The organism is Enterococcus sp. AZ126, assembly GCF_051714545.1.
GTDB lineage: Bacteria > Bacillota > Bacilli > Lactobacillales > Enterococcaceae > Enterococcus_L.
The window spans coordinates 974,558-992,286 of sequence record NZ_JBIOSB010000001.1 but is presented as its reverse complement, the minus strand read 5'-3'; the positions used below and the strand labels follow the sequence as shown (position 1 = coordinate 992,286).

At 36.7% G+C, this 17,729-nt stretch carries 12 protein-coding genes, 1 riboswitch and 1 other annotated feature; of the genes, 8 read left to right on the top strand and 4 right to left on the bottom strand.

What is annotated here, in order from left to right; genetic code table 11:
• Positions 1–11: 11 nt before the first annotated feature.
• The 6 genes from IGI43_RS04850 to lpdA all read left to right on the top strand — a co-directional run bounded on the left by IGI43_RS04850 (position 12) and on the right by lpdA (position 9,663).
• On the top strand, positions 12–404 hold the full coding sequence (locus tag IGI43_RS04850; RefSeq protein ID WP_438756699.1) for a DUF1398 domain-containing protein: 393 nt from the start codon (positions 12–14) through the stop codon (positions 402–404).
• A gap of 65 nt (positions 405–469) precedes the next feature.
• A riboswitch (M-box (ykoK) riboswitch) is annotated at positions 470–638 on the top strand.
• A 541-nt stretch (positions 639–1,179) separates the two neighbouring features.
• On the top strand, positions 1,180–3,816 hold the full coding sequence (mgtA, locus tag IGI43_RS04845) for a magnesium-translocating P-type ATPase (RefSeq protein ID WP_438756698.1): 2,637 nt from the start codon (positions 1,180–1,182) through the stop codon (positions 3,814–3,816).
• A 558-nt stretch (positions 3,817–4,374) separates the two neighbouring features.
• Entirely contained in the window at positions 4,375–5,490 is a 1,116-nt protein-coding gene (pdhA, locus tag IGI43_RS04840) for a pyruvate dehydrogenase (acetyl-transferring) E1 component subunit alpha (protein ID WP_438756697.1), read from the top strand.
• Positions 5,491–5,492: 2 nt separating this feature from the next.
• Positions 5,493–6,470, top strand: coding sequence for an alpha-ketoacid dehydrogenase subunit beta (locus tag IGI43_RS04835; protein WP_438756696.1), 978 nt, complete (start codon positions 5,493–5,495; stop codon positions 6,468–6,470).
• Between the two features lie 135 nt (positions 6,471–6,605).
• Positions 6,606–8,249, top strand: a complete 1,644-nt coding sequence (locus tag IGI43_RS04830; RefSeq protein WP_438756695.1) for a dihydrolipoyllysine-residue acetyltransferase — start codon at positions 6,606–6,608, stop codon at positions 8,247–8,249.
• A 7-nt stretch (positions 8,250–8,256) separates the two neighbouring features.
• Positions 8,257–9,663, top strand: a complete 1,407-nt coding sequence (lpdA, locus tag IGI43_RS04825) for a dihydrolipoyl dehydrogenase (RefSeq protein WP_438756694.1) — start codon at positions 8,257–8,259, stop codon at positions 9,661–9,663.
• Positions 9,664–9,839: 176 nt separating this feature from the next.
• Here lpdA and tyrS read toward each other — a convergent pair whose 3' ends face one another.
• Both tyrS and IGI43_RS04815 read right to left on the bottom strand, forming a co-directional pair.
• Positions 9,840–11,108: a tyrosine--tRNA ligase gene (tyrS, locus tag IGI43_RS04820; protein ID WP_438756693.1), complete on the bottom strand. Its 1,269-nt coding sequence runs from the start codon at positions 11,106–11,108 to the stop codon at positions 9,840–9,842.
• A gap of 51 nt (positions 11,109–11,159) precedes the next feature.
• Positions 11,160–11,362, bottom strand: a binding site (T-box leader).
• Between the two features lie 158 nt (positions 11,363–11,520).
• Positions 11,521–12,576 (bottom strand): AI-2E family transporter, encoded by a 1,056-nt coding sequence (locus IGI43_RS04815; RefSeq protein ID WP_438756692.1) that lies wholly within the window; start codon positions 12,574–12,576, stop codon positions 11,521–11,523.
• A 208-nt stretch (positions 12,577–12,784) separates the two neighbouring features.
• Between IGI43_RS04815 and IGI43_RS04810 the strand changes: the two genes are divergently transcribed.
• Together IGI43_RS04810 and IGI43_RS04805 are read left to right on the top strand one after the other, a co-directional pair.
• Positions 12,785–14,083 carry a Y-family DNA polymerase gene (locus IGI43_RS04810; protein WP_438756691.1) on the top strand — a complete coding sequence of 433 codons (1,299 nt, stop codon included), beginning with the start codon at positions 12,785–12,787 and terminating at the stop codon, positions 14,081–14,083.
• Positions 14,080–14,436 carry a hypothetical protein gene (locus IGI43_RS04805; protein ID WP_438756690.1) on the top strand — a complete coding sequence of 119 codons (357 nt, stop codon included), beginning with the start codon at positions 14,080–14,082 and terminating at the stop codon, positions 14,434–14,436. The genes IGI43_RS04810 and IGI43_RS04805 overlap by 4 nt, the downstream gene beginning before the upstream one ends.
• Before the next feature lie 73 nt (positions 14,437–14,509).
• On the opposite strand, the gene IGI43_RS04800 is transcribed toward IGI43_RS04805, so the two are convergent.
• A complete protein-coding gene (locus IGI43_RS04800) occupies positions 14,510–15,724 on the bottom strand; it encodes a YdcF family protein (RefSeq protein ID WP_438756689.1) in 1,215 nt (404 codons plus the stop codon).
• Positions 15,725–15,877: 153 nt separating this feature from the next.
• Entirely contained in the window at positions 15,878–17,728 is a 1,851-nt protein-coding gene (locus IGI43_RS04795; RefSeq protein ID WP_438756688.1) for an ATP-binding protein, read from the bottom strand.
• Position 17,729 lies beyond the last annotated feature (1 nt).

Genomic DNA, 17,729 nt, shown 5'->3' with positions numbered 1-17,729 from the left:
GAGTGAATCTGATGAGCCTTGATTTAAAAGCAATCGAAGAAGTCGTCAATAAAGAAAAAAATGCAGGTGGATTTTCTGAGTTGATCCGTGATTTTAAAAAGATCGGTGTTGAAAAATATGATTATTTAGTAGAAGCAGGTATGTATCGCTACTATGATGAGGCATCATACATTGAAATCCAACTGAATGGTAAACCTAAAAAAGTGGCGGCAACTGAGTCTTCTACAGAAATAAAAAGAGCCGTTTTAAAAGCACAAGCAGGTGACATTACATTTGAAAAATTTACAGAACTTGCTGGAGTTGCAGGCGTAGCGTATTGGCGGACAGATTTACTTGCAATGAAAGTGGATTACTTTGGTCAAAGTGGAGAAATTTTGTTAAGTGAACCAATTCCAGAAGTTTAAATGGAGAAGTATGTTTTCTTTTGACAATTTTTGATATATGAACTATTATGAATACGGATTAAGAACTGAATAATTGTTAGGTGAGGCTCCTATTTTGACATATGCTACTGCCGCGAAAGAATCGAGAGACTCTTAGTTGGTTGAACAGGAATGATCGTGAAGGTCATTCATAATGTAGCTGATAAGAAATTATCTACGCTCTATAGTGCTAAAGCTCAACGATAGAGAAGCTTTATTTAAGTTGCTATTTCACGCACACTCTATTGTTGAGTGTGCGTTTTTGTTTTGCTGTGAATCACAGCGACTGGCTCCGCCAGAGCTGATGATGAACAGTACTTGGCGACCAAAGGGAGCGAAGTTCCGCAAAAAGAACCAAACAGCCAAAAGAAAAATCAGAATTAGCTAGTCAAAGCCCTAAGACCAGAAGGACTAACTGGCTCCGCCAGAGCTGATGATGAACAGTACTTGGCGACCAAAGGGAGCGAAGTTCCGCAAAAAGAAATAAACAGCCAAAAGAAAAATCAGAATCAGCTAGCCAAAGCTTTAAGACCAGAAGGATCAACTGGCTCCGCCAGAGCTGATGTTAAAAAGTATATGGAGCAGTATTCAATATAACAAAATACCCACCTAACAAAAAATTTCATCGTTCCAAAATAAACAAAAGAGAGGAAGAGACTCATGGAAGACCCCAGTCAGTCGAGAAATAAAAGAAATGTAGCCTTCATCTTAGAAACGATGGAATCGAAATGATTTTTTCCTGCCCCTTCTAAATAAGATGAAGCAAAAGGAGGAAAAGAAAATGATGAACAAAAAAATAGCAGATGCCAAGAAATTAACAAAAGACCAAGAATTAAGAAAATTAGCACTACTCTCTGAACGAGAATTGATGATGGAGCTTCGTACCTCAGAAAAGGGCTTATCTGAAGAAGATGCCAAGAATCGTTTAGAAGAATATGGACCAAATGAGGTATCCGCACAAAAACCGACGCCCGCAATTATTATGTTTTTAGAAGCCTTTAAAGATCCGTTTGTTTATGTATTAGCATTATTAATGGTCGTATCAGCTGCAACAAAAGATTTTGAAGCAGCAATTGTTATGGGAACTATGATTTTAGCTAGTGTTATTATTGCATTTATTCAAGAATATCGTTCTCAAAAAGCAAGTTTGAATCTAAAAGAACTAATCGAAAATACAACAGCTGTGACACGTGCCGGGCAAACCAAAGAGATTCCGATGGATGAAGTGGTGCCAGGAGACATCGTAACACTTGCAACAGGGGATATGATCCCAGCAGATGCTGTGTTGATCTGGACAAAGGATTTATTTATCAATCAATCATCGTTGACTGGAGAATCAATGCCAGTAGAAAAATTTGTGGATGCAGGCATTGATAAAAATTCAGATTCTATCTCTGCTTTAGATATGCAAGACTTGATTTTTATGGGAACTGACGTATTAAGTGGACAAGGTAAAGCGATTATTTTAAAGACCGGGCAAAATACGTTCTTCGGTGATATTGCCAAAAATGCGACAACGCAACGTGGAAAAACTTCCTTTGATATTGGTTTGACTAAAGTTAGCAAATTTTTATTAAGAATGGTTATGATCTTGTTTCCTATCGTATTTTTGATTAATGGTCTTACTAAAGGGGAATGGGGCGAGGCATTTTTCTTTGCAATTGCTGTGGCAGTTGGTTTGACGCCTGAGATGTTGCCGATGATCGTAACAAGCAATTTAGCAAAAGGTGCATTGAGTCTATCTAAGCATAAAGTGATTGTGAAAGAATTACCCTCTATTCAAAATTTAGGTAGTATGGATGTTCTTTGTACGGATAAAACGGGAACGATCACAGAAGACAGAGTCGTCTTGGTGCAACACCTAGATCCCTTAGGCGAAATCAATGACCAAGTATTAGATATGGCTTTTTTGAATTCTCATTACCAAACAGGCTGGAAGAACTTAATGGATATCGCTGTAATCAACTTTTATGAAGAAAATAATAATCAAAGCCCATATAGCTCAGTCACAAAATTGGATGAAATTCCGTTTGACTTTTCTCGCCGTCGTTTAACGGTAGTCGTTAATGCTGATGGTCATCAATTTATGATCACAAAAGGTGCTGTTGAAGAGATGGAGGCTGTCTGCACACACGCAGAAATCAATGGCGAAATCGTCCCTCTAACACCAGCATTACAAAAAAGAATGCGTGAAGTCAATATTCGCATGAATGAACAAGGGATGCGTGCATTAGCTGTAGCTGTAAAAAAAGATGTTCATAGTGAAGCTATCTATAGTGTGGAAGATGAACAAGGAATGACCTTGATCGGTTTTATGGGCTTTTTAGATCCAGCTAAAAAATCAGCGATCACTGCTATTAAGTCTTTGCATCAGCATGGCGTAAACGTAAAAGTTTTAACAGGAGACAATGATATTGTCGCTAAAAAAGTCTGTAGTGATGTAGGAATAGAAGTGTCACATGTTGTACTTGGATCGGACATTGATAATATGTCGGATGAACAAATGAAAGAAGAAGTGGAAAAGACTAATTTATTTGCTAAGTTGAATCCGATGCAAAAATCGCGAATTATTGAAACCTTACAAGATAATGGTCATACAGTTGGATTTATGGGAGATGGGATCAATGATGCGCCAGCACTTCGTAAAGCGGATGTTGGAATATCTGTTGACACAGCAGCTGATATTACCAAAGATGCAAGTTCGATCATCTTACTAGAAAAAAGTCTCAATGTTTTAGAAGATGGTGTGATCGAAGGTCGAAAAGTGTTTAGTAATATGATGAAATATATTAAAATCACGATCAGTTCTAACTTTGGGAATGTTTTCTCAATATTACTTGCAAGTGCATTTTTACCGTTTTTACCAATGCTTTCCATTCAACTATTGATTCAAAATCTAATCTATGATATCGCACAATTAGCGATTCCTTGGGATAATGTTGATGAAGAAGATTTATTAAAACCTGTACGTTGGGAAACCAATGGATTAATGAAATTTACCCTATGTATTGGGCCAGTAAGTAGTATTTTTGATATTATGACATATGCTGTGATGTGGTTTGTATTTAGTGCAAATACTGTTGGCAGTCAACATTTATTCCAAACAGGTTGGTTTGTCGTGGGCTTGGTCAGTCAAACATTAGTTGTTCAAATGGTTCGTACTCGAAAATTACCATTTATTCAAAGTATTGCCTCACCTGCTGTGATTCTTTCCAGCTTAGGTGCAGTTGCCTTAGGATTATTGATTGTCTTGACACCAATTCGGGAGGTTTTCGACTTTGTGAAACTTCCAGCTAATTATTGGGGCTGGTTCATTTTGATCATTGTACTATATTTGATCACAGTAGAGGTTGCCAAACGACTTTATATCCATATTACTAAAGAGTGGATTTAATGTAGAAAATGTTCATACCTCATTTTAGTAAAAAATAAATCGAGTGAAATAATTATTTTTCAGGAATAGAAAACTCGAAAGAAATAACGAAAAATTTCATTGTGTTTAAAGTTGTTATTCGTAAAGAGAAGAGAAAAATAGGTTTTTAGATATTAATATTCGTTTTTTGGGGAACAAAGACAAAATTAGAAGAATTTTGTCTTTGTTCTTTTTAGTATGCTTGAAAAAAACTACTCTGTTTTCAGCAAATAATTTCTAATTTAAAAATCTACTGTAGCATAACAAGGATTACATCGACTATAACAGAGTAATGTCAAAAGATATGATTGGGAGAGCTTTTTATAAAACGGTTTCTTGTTTGTGATTTTAATCACTAACCTTTGGTACGATAGGTTTCAGGTATTTTAATCAAATTTGAAGAAATGCTCACTTTTTACTTGCTCTTTTACCTAATTAGTGATAATTTGTAAGTGTAGTCGATAAAAAGTAATACAGTTTTTGATGCTGTTTTATTTTTTACGAAAAAAAGAAACGTAACAGAGAGGATTGTGTGACAAAATGGCAAAGGCAAAGAAACAAAAACCTATTGACTTTAAAGCACTTATGGAAAAAGTCGACGCTGATTTCCCAACATTTCAAATTTTAGATAAAGATGGGAAAATCGTAAACAAAGACGCTGTACCAGATTTATCAGATGACGAATTAGTAGAATTAATGACTCGTATGGTTTGGTCACGTGTATTAGATCAACGCTCAACTGCTTTGAACCGTCAAGGTCGTCTAGGATTCTTCGCACCAACAGCTGGACAAGAAGCAAGCCAATTAGCAAGTCAATTTGCTATGGAAAAAGAAGATTACCTATTACCAGGTTACCGTGATGTACCTCAATTAGTTCAACATGGTTTACCATTGACAGAAGCATTTTTATGGTCTCGTGGCCATGTAGCAGGTAACCACTATGCACCAGAATTAAATGCTCTACCACCGCAAATCATCATTGGTGCGCAATACATCCAAGCAGCTGGTGTTGCTTTAGGAATGAAAAAACGCGGCAAGAAAAACGTTGTCTTCACTTATACAGGTGATGGCGGTTCTTCCCAAGGTGATTTCTATGAAGCAATCAACTTTGCAGGAGCCTATCATGCAAACGGCGTGTTCATCATCCAAAACAATGGTTTTGCGATTTCAACACCTCGTGAAAAACAAACAGCTGCTAAAACATTAGCACAAAAAGCTGTAGCAGCAGGAATTCCAGGAATCGTCGTTGACGGTATGGATCCATTAGCAGTTTATGCAATTGCAAAAGAAGCGCGCGAATGGTCTGCAAATGGCAATGGCCCTGTATTGATCGAAACATTAACTTACCGTTACGGTCCACATACATTATCAGGTGATGATCCAACTCGTTACCGTTCAAAAGATATGGATGACGAATGGGTACAAAAAGATCCACTAATTCGTTTCCGTAAATATCTAGAAGACAAAGGTTTATGGTCTGAAGAAAAAGAAAACGAAGTAATCGAAAAAACTAAAGAAGAAATCAAAGTAGCAATTGCAGAAGCAGATAAAGTTCCAAAACAAAAAGTATCTGATTTCTTGAAAAATATGTTTGAAGTTCAACCTCAAAACATTAAAGAACAAATTGCATTCTACGAAGCGAAGGAGTCGAAATAATCATGGCACAAAAAACAATGATCCAAGCAATTACAGATGCCTTAGCTCTTGAAATAGAGAAAGACGAAAACGTCTTGGTCTTCGGTGAAGACGTTGGTAAAAATGGCGGAGTTTTCCGTGCAACTGAAGGCTTACAAGAAAAATTTGGCGAAGACCGTGTCTTTGATACTCCTTTAGCAGAATCTGGAATCGGTGGTTTGGCTTTTGGTTTAGCATTAGAAGGATACCGTCCAGTTCCTGAAATCCAATTCTTTGGATTTGTATTTGAAGTCTTTGACGAAATCGTCGGTCAAATGGCTCGTACTCGTTACCGTATGGGCGGAACACGTAATATGCCTATTACTGTTCGTGCGCCTTTTGGTGGTGGTGTGCATACACCAGAACTTCACTCAGATAACTTAGAAGGATTGATTGCTCAATCTCCTGGTATCCGTGTGGTTATCCCATCAAATCCATATGATGCAAAAGGACTATTGATTTCTGCAATCAGAAGCAATGACCCAGTTGTTTATTTAGAACACATGAAATTATACCGCTCATTCCGTGAGGAAGTGCCGGATGAAGCATATGAAGTGCCTTTAGATAAAGCTGCTGTTACTCGTGAAGGTACTGATGTTTCTATCATTACTTACGGTGCAATGGTTCGTGAAGCAATCAAAGCTGCTGACAATTTAGCAAAAGACAATATTTCTGTTGAAATCATTGACTTACGTACTGTCGCTCCTTTAGATGTTGAAACAATCATTCAATCAGTTGAAAAAACGGGTCGCGTAGTCGTAGTTCAAGAAGCTCAAAAACAAGCTGGCGTTGGTGCTATGGTTGTTTCTGAAATTTCTGAACGTGCAGTATTATCATTAGAAGCGCCAATTGGCCGTGTATCTGCTCCAGATACAATCTTCCCATTTGGACAAGCAGAAAACATTTGGTTGCCAAATGCTAAAGATATCGAAGCGAAAGCAAGAGAAATCGCAGAATTTTAATTAAAACTGAATAAAATTGCTTTAAATAGCATGCCTGAATTTTCACGTGACATGTTTTCACGTGGAAATTTAGCGCTGTTGTTTCCGCATTTTTCCAGTTAGACAGATACGATAAAGGAAGGGAAGGCTTAAAAAATGGCTTATCAATTTAAATTACCAGATATTGGTGAAGGTATTGCAGAAGGCGAAATCGTAAAATGGTTCGTTAAAGCAGGAGATACCATCAATGAAGATGATACATTATTAGAAGTTCAAAACGATAAATCTGTAGAAGAGATTCCATCTCCAGTTACAGGAACAGTTAAATCTATCGTAGTACCAGAAGGCACAGTAGCAAATGTTGGAGATGTGTTGATCGAAATCGACGCACCTGGACATCCAGAAAATGATGCAGCACCGACAGCTGCTCCAGCTCAAGAACAAACGCCTGCACAACCAGCAGCGGTTCCAGAAGCACCTGCAGCAGACAGCAGTGGCGGCGTGTTCCAATTTAAATTACCAGATATTGGTGAAGGTATTGCAGAAGGCGAAATCGTAAAATGGTTCGTTAAAGCAGGAGATACCATCAATGAAGATGATACTTTATTGGAAGTACAAAATGACAAATCTGTCGAAGAAATCCCTTCACCAGTAACAGGAACAGTTAAAAATATTGTGGTTCCAGAAGGCACAGTAGCAAACGTTGGGGATGTATTGATCGAAATCGATGCACCTGGACATAACTCTGCATCAAGTTCAGCACCAGCAGCAAGTGCGCCTGCTCAAACTGAACAAGCAGCACCAGCACAAGCTGCGTCAACAGGTGTCGTAGCAGCAGCTGATCCAAACAAACGTGTCTTGGCTATGCCATCAGTACGTCAATTTGCTCGTGAAAAAGACGTTGATATCACGCAAGTTGTACCAACTGGAAAAGGTGGACGTGTCACAAAAGCAGACATCGAAAGCTTTATCTCAGGTGGCGGACAAGTAGCGCCAGCACAAGCTGAACAAACTGCAGCAACACCACAAGCAACTGCTACAGCTGAAACAGCTGCACCAAAAGCTCCGGCTAAACCATTTGTTTCTGATCTAGGTGAAGCTGAAACTCGCGAAAAAATGACGCCAACTCGTAAAGCAATTGCTAAAGCGATGGTGAACAGTAAACATACTGCACCGCACGTTACATTGCATGACGAAGTGGAAGTATCTAAATTATGGGATCACCGTAAGAAATTTAAAGATGTTGCAGCAGCAAACGGTACTAAATTAACATTCTTACCATACGTTGTAAAAGCATTGACAGCAACAGTTCAAAAATTCCCAATCTTGAATGCATCAATTGACGATGCAGCACAAGAAATCGTTTATAAAAACTACTATAACATTGGTATCGCAACAGATACTGATCATGGATTATATGTACCAAACGTTAAAAATGCGAACACGAAGAGCATGTTTGCTATCGCTGATGAAATCAACGAAAAAGCAGCTCTTGCAATCGAAGGTAAATTAACAGGTGCGGATATGCGCGATGGCTCGATCACAATCAGTAATATCGGTTCAGTTGGCGGAGGCTGGTTCACACCAGTTATCAACTACCCGGAAGTTGCAATTTTAGGCGTAGGTACAATTGCTACTCAACCAGTTGTAAATGCAGACGGTGAAATCGTTGTTGGACGTGTTATGAAACTTTCAATGAGTTTTGACCACCGTATCGTTGATGGGGCAACTGCTCAAAAAGCAATGAACAACATCAAGCGTTTATTAGCTGATCCAGAATTATTATTAATGGAAGGATGATTATCACATGGTAGTAGGAGATTTCGCCATTGAATTAGATACAGTCGTAATTGGTTCAGGTCCTGGAGGATACGTTGCAGCGATTCGTGCTGCTGAAATGGGTCAAAAAGTTGCGATCATTGAACGTGAGTTTATCGGCGGTGTATGTTTGAACGTTGGATGTATTCCTTCTAAAGCATTGATCGCAGCTGGACATCACTATCAAGAATCACTAGATTCAACTATGTTTGGTGTAACAGCTAAAGGTGTTGAGCTAGACTTTACAAAAACACAAGAATGGAAAGACAACAAAGTTGTTAATACTTTGACAAGCGGTGTTGGTTTCCTTCTAAAAAAACATAAAATCGAAATTATTGAAGGAGAAGCTTTCTTCGTTGATGAAAACACATTACGCGTGATTCATCCGGATTCAGCTCAAACATACTCATTCAATAATGCAATCGTAGCAACAGGTTCTCGTCCAATCGAAATCCCAGGATTTAAATTTGCCGGACGTGTCTTAGATTCTACTGGCGGTTTGAGCTTGAAAGAAGTACCTAAGAAATTTGTTATTATCGGTGGCGGTGTTATCGGTGCGGAATTAGGTGGAGCATATGCGAATCTTGGTTCTGAAGTAACGATTTTAGAAGGTAGCCCTTCAATCTTACCAACGTATGAAAAAGACATGGTTAAACTAGTTACAGATGACTTCAAGAAGAAAAATGTAACAGTTGTAACGAAAGCAATGGCTAAAGAAGCAATCGACAATGGCGACAGCGTAACTGTGAAATATGAAGTAGATGGTAAAGAAGAATCTGTCACTGCTGACTATGTAATGGTAACAGTTGGACGTCGTCCAAACACAGATGATCTTGGTTTAGAACAAGCAGGTGTTGAAGTTGGCGAACGTGGTTTAGTTAAAGTGGACAAACAAGGTAGAACAAACGTATCAAATATCTTCGCTATTGGCGATATCGTACCTGGCGCTGCTCTTGCTCATAAAGCAAGCTACGAAGCGAAAATTGCGGCAGAAGCAATTTCTGGTAAAAAAGTAGAAGTTGACTACAAAGCAATGCCTGCTGTAGCCTTCACTGATCCAGAATTAGCAAGTGTTGGTATGACAATTGCTGAAGCCAAAGAAGCGGGATTAGAAGCAACTGCGTACAAGTTCCCATTCGCTGGTAACGGCCGTGCTATTTCTTTAGGTAAAACTGAAGGATTTGTACGTTTGGTAACAACAAACGAAGACAATGTCATTATCGGAGCACAAATCGGCGGAGTTGGCGCAAGTGATATGATTTCTGAATTATCATTAGCAGTTGAATCTGGCATGAATGCTGAAGATATTGCATTAACGATCCATCCACACCCATCTTTAGGGGAAATTACTATGGATGCTTCTGAGTTGGCTTTAGGTTTGCCAATTCATATTTAAATAGCATATTTGTCACACAAAGAAAGACCGAGCTAGCCAAGCTCGGTCTTTTGTTTTTTGTTAAATAGAACGTATCTGGAACTATTTTTTATTTAATGGTTGGTGAATCATAATGACTATTTGCCTTATACTATTGATCGCATCTTCTTTGATTTGAAACGACAAAAATATTCCTATTATTTAGCAAGTATTTTCACTAAAGTGTATTGTTTTTTCCCTTTTCGAACAATAATAAATTTTCCATCAAAGCTATGATCTGCTGTAACGGTAAAGTCCAATTCTTTAATACGATCACCATTGATTGAAATTGCACCATTTGTGATATCTTCTCTAGCTTGGCGTTTAGAAGGTTCGATTCCAAGTTCAATCAACCAATCTACAAGATTTTGATCAAGCGATTCTGTTTCAATAGTAGGCATGTTTTTAAAACCTTCTTCAATTTGCTTGGAGGTTAGATTTTTTACGTTACCTGAAAATAATGCTTCTGAGATTGCTAGAGCATCATTTAAATCAGCTTCACTGTGAACAAACTTTGTCATTTCTGCTGCTAGTACGCGTTGTGCTTCACGTAAGTGTGGTTCCGTTTGGACTTTTACTTCTAGGGCATCAATTTCCTCTTTCGTTAAGAAGGTAAAGAATTTCAAGTATTTGATTACGTCGCGGTCGTCTTGGTTTACCCAGAATTGGTAGAATTCGTAAGGCGTTGTTTTTTTTGGATCAAGCCAAACTGCACCGCCAGCTGATTTACCAAATTTTGTTCCATCTGCTTTTAACATCAATGGAATTGTTAAACCAAAGGCTTTTGCATCTGCACCTTCTTTTTTACGAATCAAGTCTAAACCTGCTGTAATATTGCCCCATTGATCGGCGCCACCAATTTGCATGCGGACATTATTATTTTGAAATAAGTGCAAAAAGTCCATTGATTGTAGGATTTGGTACGTGAATTCTGTAAAGGAAATTCCTGTTTCTAAACGGCTTGCTACGATATCTTTGGCAAGCATTGTGTTGATGTTGAAAAATTTACCATAATCTCTTAAGAAGTCTAAAAGAGTAAGATTGTGTGTCCAGTCATAGTTGTTTACTAATGTTAATGTATTGTCAGTATCTACAGCAAATAATTTTTCCATCTGTCTTGTTAAAGAGTCAACGTTATGTTGGATGGTGTCCATTGTCTGTAATTGACGTTCTGTTGTTCGTCCACTTGGATCACCGATTGTTCCGGTTGCGCCACCGATTAAAATAACAGGATGGTGTCCGAATGCTTGGAATCTTTTTAGCATCATAAATGGAATCAAATGCCCGATATGCATACTGTCTCCTGTAGGATCCACACCGCAATATAGTGAAATGCTCTCGGTCTCAACGTATTTTCGTAAACCTTCGCTATCTGTTTGTTGGTTGATGGCGTCACGCCATTCTAATTCATCAATAATGTTTTTCATTTCGCCTATTCCTCTCCTAAATAAAATAAAAAACGCCCCATAGGTTTTAGCCTATGGGACGAACTTTGCCGTGTTACCACCCAAATTGTACATGAAAAGATCATATACCTCTCAAATCTGTATCGTAGATAGACGCCTACTTACGGTAGGAAACTAAAAGTGTAATTCACAAAAATGTATATGCCAACTCTCACTAAATGCTGACTCTCTGAAAAAGGGACATTATTGCTACTTCGCTTTATTAAAGTTTGATATGTTATTTTGTAGCAATTTTACGACAAATAAGCCAACTTGTCAAATACTTCCTTGGGAGTCACGTTTACAAGTTTTGGTTTAGGCATTAATTCATCGGCCTAAACAATTTTATAAGCGTTGATTTAGCTATTTTTTAAACGAAAGCAGAGCAAAGGAATTATTTTTCTTTATTATTTTCTGGATCATATGTTATTTTTCCAGTGAAAGAATGGATGGGTTTGACCTTTAAGATATCTAAAAAGAAAGTAAAAATCGGGATACCGACAATCAATCCCCAAACACCAAACAATCGTTCACTGATCAATAAAATAACAAATGTATAAAAAATCGGTAATTCTGTTTTGCTGGACATAAATTTGGGATTCAATACGTAAGACTCAAATAAATGCACTACGATGATCACCACTAAAATATAAATTACATCGTTGATACCACCTTGTGAATAGGCGATGAAACTTAGCGGAATACAGGAGATAATCACTCCTGCAACGGGTATTAGACTCAAAAGAAAAATCATGATTGCTAAACTTGGCAATTGATGAAATCCAATCAAAGCCAAACAAATCGTTGTAATACTAGTATTAACAACAGCAATAAAGAATTGAGCCTCCATTACGACACCAAATGTATTTACAAACTTATCAGCAAAGTAATAGATGTCTTGAAAAAACCAGTCAAAATCACTTTTTAAAAACAACTTAGAAAACTCAGTCATTTGTTTTTTCTCGATCATAAAAAAGAAACTCAAAACAAATGAAAGGACAAAGGAAATACCGATCGAACCAATGTCTTGAACATAACGTAAAATGGTACTCGCTCCATTTTGGATTTGTGACATTAAATTTGATTTCTCTAGATAGTCATCTATGATCATCAATAGTTGGTTATGATTATCTCCTGGATTTTTATAAAAATGGATCACCGAGTTATACATCTGAACTGTTTGATGGATAACAACTGGTACATACTTTGTAATAGCCAGATAGACTAAAAAAACAATTAAAGAATAGGTTGCTAAAACTAGTATGAGCGATGGGATTTTTAAAAAGCGCTGAACAAATTTCACGAAATGAAGAGCTAAAAACGTAAAAATAAATGTTAATAAAATCATTGTGATCATACTTCTAGCTAAAAATAAAATAAAAATAACAACACCCAAAACAAAAAAACGTCTTAATCGTTCGTTTTGAATAAATTTTTCATAAACCGACACAGACTTCACTCCTTTAAACTATGATTCGTTGTTTGTAATATCTTATATAACTATAATGCTTTTTTACATTTTTAGATAGTAGTTCTATCTATAATTCTAAAAAAAGAATTATTTTTACTCAGGCTCAAATTTAAAAAGGTGTTCCCCTTTACAAAATGAACGTATGTTCGTATAATTGGTTTTGAAATAAAACAAGGAGAGGAATGCTATGTTTTTTGATTATGAAAAAGAACCAAGAAGAGTGATTTTTTGCATTGATGTAAAATCATTTTACGCGTCAGTAGAATGTGTCGCTAGAGGTTTCGATCCAATTGAAAAAATGTTGGTAGTCATGAGTCATGCAGAAAATACGGGTGGTTTGGTTTTAGCTTCTTCTCCAAAAGCGAAAGAAGTACTGGGAATCACCAATGTGACACGAAAATATGATGTTCCAAACCATCCAGAATTGGTAATCGTCCCACCGCGAATGAATGAGTATATCAAGGAAAATATGAAAATCAATGAGATATATAAGAGCTATGTAGCAGATGAAGATCTACATATTTATTCGATTGATGAATCGTTTTTAGATGTGACCGCTAGCTGGAAATTATTTGGACGAACACCGGTAGAACTCGCACAGATCATCCAACAAAGAATCAAAAATGAAACAGGATTAGCGATCACAGTTGGAATAGGGGATAATCCCTTATTAGCAAAATTAGCGATGGATATTGAAGCTAAGCATAATCAGGAACGTTTAGCCCAATGGCATTATGAGGATGTATCTGAAAAAGTTTGGACAATCAAAACGATGACCGATATGTGGGGAATTGGGCATCGGTTGGAGAAACGCTTAAATAATTTAGGGATTCGATCCGTTTATGATTTGGCACATGCTGATTTGAATGGTCTGAAAAGAACTTTAGGAATCATCGGTGAACAGCTTTATGCTCACGCACATGGTATCGACCGCAGCCGTCTATCGGAAAAATATATACCAGAAGAACGCTCGTATAATAATTCTCAAATTTTGATGCGAGATTACTTACGACAAGAAGAAATCGAAGTTGTGATCCGTGAAATGGCGGAACAAGTGGCGGCCAGACTTAGAAAGGCACATTGTCAGACAGAATGTGTGCATTTATCCATTGGTTTTTCAAGGACTGATAAGTCTTTAGGATCAGGATTTTCAAGACAAATGAAAGTTCCTTTAACAAATAGTAGTAAGCTGTTGATTGAGTATTGTTTAACAATATTCAGACAACATTGGCATGGAGAAGAAGTACGACATATTGGGATTACTTATACCAAATTGAATTATAATACTTATGTACAACTAGATTTATTTCATGAACCTGATGAACAGATCAAAGAATTAGAGTTAGATCAGCTGATTGATGATATCCGGCAGCGGTTTGGCTATGTTTCTTTAGTTCATGCGAGTTCAGTATCATCAGGTGGCACAGCAATTTCAAGAGCATCATTAGTCGGTGGGCATGCTGGAGGAATGGAGGGCTTACAATGAGCAAAGAGCGGGATTATTATTTTGAACAGTATCAAGATCGAAAAATGAAAAAGTGGGCAGGTTTTTATTTATCTGAACATACAGCAATCATTGAACAAGAGAAAAAAAGACAGCCAGCTGAAAAAAAAATTCAAATGAGTTGGACGGAAATCGATGAAGTTTTAGCTCAGGCTTTTCAAAGTCAAGCTGAAGTGAGGATTCAAAAAGAAGAATTGGATTGTGATGGAAACTACGGTGCAGACGTTATAGGAAGGATTCAAGGACATGATGCATTAGGGATTTATGTAGATGGGCATAAGATTGGCTATGATGAGATCCGCCATATCCAATTTCATAAAAAAAATAAGGCTTAGACATAACTCTACGAGTCATATCCAAGCCTTAAGGAATCAGAATAAACGCTTCTGTTCCAATTTTGTTTTAAGTTTAATGACGAGAGATAAAAAAGAATTGAACGAATGCTAAGAAAATCATCACGAATGCAATCAGTCCGCATATAATCAAATGACGGCGTTTGTGCATCATTACAATGGCAATAAACTCTCTTAAAAAGGCATTTGGTAGAAAGTAAAAGGCTGTTTTTGCTCCAAGTCCATCTGCGTTTAGATTCGCCATTTTCGCAAAAAGACCTGCACGAAACAGATGGAAATTGTTGGTTGTAAATAGTGCATGAAAATCTGTTCCACCAAAAACTGTTTCCATGATTTCTTTTGAAAATCTCATGTTTTCTAAGGTGTTTTTTGAATTTGATTCAACTAAAATATCTTCTTCTGGAATTCCTTTTTCGATGGCGTAATCTTTCATTGCAATACTTTCAGCAACATGCTCGTCATCCCCTTTACCACCAGACATAAGAATTTTGGGCGGACTTAATGTAGCATTGGCTTGGGCTTTATAAAATTGAATGGCCTTTTCGATTCGTTTGCCTAAAAGTGGCGGGACTGTTTTTCCATCGATCAATCCAGAGCCTAAAACGATGATAAAATCTTGAGCATATTTAGGCTGATTAAATTGATAAATGACTGAAATCGTCAAAAAATTATAGAAAACAAAAGAAAAGTAGAGCATTAAGAGTGGTAAGATACCAAATAATAGAGAGGCCCACTCAGGCAAAATTCGACTTGAATAATGATTAAAAATAAGAAAGACCGTTAGACCAACTGCTAAAAGTAGTGTTAATAAGTTCGCTAATGAATGTCCTTCTTTGCGCATAACGACGATTGCATTCCAATACAAAAATACAACCAAGGCATAAAGTCCGATCAATATAAGTAGGAACAAAACAACGAGCGTAATTCCTGCTAAAACAATCAATAATGGATTGAGTGTTCTATAAAGCAAAGACCCCAAATAAGTCATACCAACAATTAGAAATAAGTTAAATAATAACCCATTTGTTAATCTACGTTTTTCTTTAAAATAACTAAAAAGAAAAAGCAGTAGAAAGCTTGATGGTAATAAGAAATAGTAGGTGTGAAGCTGAATTTCTAGGTAAATGACATACACGATAAAACAAATTGAGAACCAAAGTACTTCATAAAATTTCCAATCTTGATTCACCTTTTTTTTGCGCCACTTTGGGATCCAAAATACACCAATAAGATAAACAATGCCAATAATAATACTAAAATAATTCCCCATAATAGAACTCCTTCAATAAATGATTTCAATCTTAGTATAACGAAAAAGAAAGAAAAAAAATACTCTAACGTTTGTTTTTAGACGACTTAAAAATACTTGTATGAAAATAAGCATTCTTCAAACCAATAGAACAAAAGAATGCTTATTTTTTAATTATTCACATGAACGAACGGGAAATGTGATGAAAAAACTTGTTCCAAAACCTTCTATTGACTCTAATGAAAGGAACCATTCATACTTCGCAACTATTGAGTTTACTGCAAACAAACCAAGACCAGTCCCTTCATCAGCTGATTTCGTCGTGAAGAAGGGTTCAAATATTTTTTCTTGTAATGCTATGGGGATGCCGGGACCATTGTCAGAGATTTCCAATGTAACAAAACTGTCAATATGATTTATCCGATGGGTGTTTGTTCTCAGAAAATCAGTTGTCTCTTTTGAGGCAGGTCCGACAGTTACTTGAATTTTTTGTATATTGTCTTTATTGTTTTTTGTTGCTTGATAGGCATTGGTGATTAAGTTATAGATCAAATTTTGTAAATCAGTTTCTTCTAATTTAGTCGTTCCCAAATTATCTTGAATGGATAGCTTTAGTTGAACTTTCTTAGGAATGATTTCCCCAATCAAATGAGCGGCTACACCAATCGTAGCTGAAATGTCCATCCATTCTTGAACACTTTTTTGAGGTTTAGAAAAGTGCAATACATTTGAAGAGAGCTGTTTTCCTTTTTGGGCAGAATGTAAAATCTCTTCTAAATCTGCTTTCAATAAAGGATCGTCTCCGTGTTCCTCCAATAATAATTGTGTGTTGCCTATAATGGGGGTTAAAAAATTGTTCATGTCATGAACGATCGAAGTGGTTAATAAACCGACTGTTTCCATTTTATTGCGCTGGTAAAGTTCTAATTCAAGTTGATGCTGCATTTTTTGTTGTTTTTGCTTTTCGATCAATTGACGATTTTCTGCTTCGATCGTTTCTTTTTTTCTGAAATTATGAATAAAGAGCGAGCAGATAATGATCAATAGTAGTAATAAAACGAGTAGAAAAGACAAGACGATCACAAAATTAATAATGGCATCATTCCGTTCATTATAATCGGCATTTATTGCAACAACCCAATGGGCAAGTCCGACATCGATCCATTCAAAGGCACTGATTTTTAAGACTTCTGTCGGCGTATCTTCATCCCACCAATAAGAGTTGTAGGTCAATTTTCCAGATGAATGGTTTAGCTGATATTTTTCCAATCGTTTTAAATCAGAATAATCAAAGTTCGGATAAAGTTTTTCTCGGCCGTTGATAATGTCTAAACCAACTTGCTTTTTTACAGGATGCATAATGACAGTCATTGACTGGTCTTTAATCATGGGATAGCCTTTATAGTCGACTTCAAAATCTTGCAGAAAATTCCTATAGAAAACGTCCAAATTTAGCGGTAAAATCAGATAACCATCGATAGTACCAGAAGCAGTTTTAATTTCTTGGTAAAAATTGACATAGGCTTTTTTGTCGATAAAATACGAATCACCATTTTGAACGGTCGGTTCGGCTAAAAGCTGTTTTAAAGACAAATCATGGCTAATGAATGGATGAATGGTCTTGATATCTGCAATGACTACTTGTTTTTTCTTAGAATTCCAATGAAAAGCGTATAAGGGGGTACCGTCAGATTTCATATAAAAAAGTGCGTCTGCTTCATTATTTAGTGATTCAAAAAATGTATTGAGAGAAGAAGAACTGTTTTTTAAGTAAGTTTCTGGATCATCACTATTTTTTAAATTGCCATCGATAGCTAGATAATTAAGTGCTTGGTGTCGATTTTTCATGGAAAGCTGAATCACTTTTCCAACATATTCTGTCGACTGTAATAAAAAGTCTTGTCCACTGGCAGTAGTTGTTTTGCGAATAACGGAAAAACCACGAACTGCAAAGAAAACGGATGCAACAATAAAAACGATCATTGCTGCGATCATGATGTTCACAATTCTATTTGTTCGTTTCATT

Coding starts and splice junctions, on each gene's coding strand:
- IGI43_RS04850 (WP_438756699.1), top strand. CDS start 12: ATGAGCCTTGATTTAAAAGCAATCGAAGAAGTCGTCAATAAAGAAAAA.
- lpdA (WP_438756694.1), top strand. CDS start 8,257: ATGGTAGTAGGAGATTTCGCCATTGAATTAGATACAGTCGTAATTGGT.
- IGI43_RS04810 (WP_438756691.1), top strand. CDS start 12,785: ATGTTTTTTGATTATGAAAAAGAACCAAGAAGAGTGATTTTTTGCATT.
- IGI43_RS04830 (WP_438756695.1), top strand. CDS start 6,606: ATGGCTTATCAATTTAAATTACCAGATATTGGTGAAGGTATTGCAGAA.
- IGI43_RS04795 (WP_438756688.1), bottom strand. CDS start 17,728: ATGAAACGAACAAATAGAATTGTGAACATCATGATCGCAGCAATGATC.
- IGI43_RS04805 (WP_438756690.1), top strand. CDS start 14,080: ATGAGCAAAGAGCGGGATTATTATTTTGAACAGTATCAAGATCGAAAA.
- tyrS (WP_438756693.1), bottom strand. CDS start 11,108: ATGAAAAACATTATTGATGAATTAGAATGGCGTGACGCCATCAACCAA.
- IGI43_RS04835 (WP_438756696.1), top strand. CDS start 5,493: ATGGCACAAAAAACAATGATCCAAGCAATTACAGATGCCTTAGCTCTT.
- IGI43_RS04800 (WP_438756689.1), bottom strand. CDS start 15,724: ATGGGGAATTATTTTAGTATTATTATTGGCATTGTTTATCTTATTGGT.
- pdhA (WP_438756697.1), top strand. CDS start 4,375: ATGGCAAAGGCAAAGAAACAAAAACCTATTGACTTTAAAGCACTTATG.
- mgtA (WP_438756698.1), top strand. CDS start 1,180: ATGAAGCAAAAGGAGGAAAAGAAAATGATGAACAAAAAAATAGCAGAT.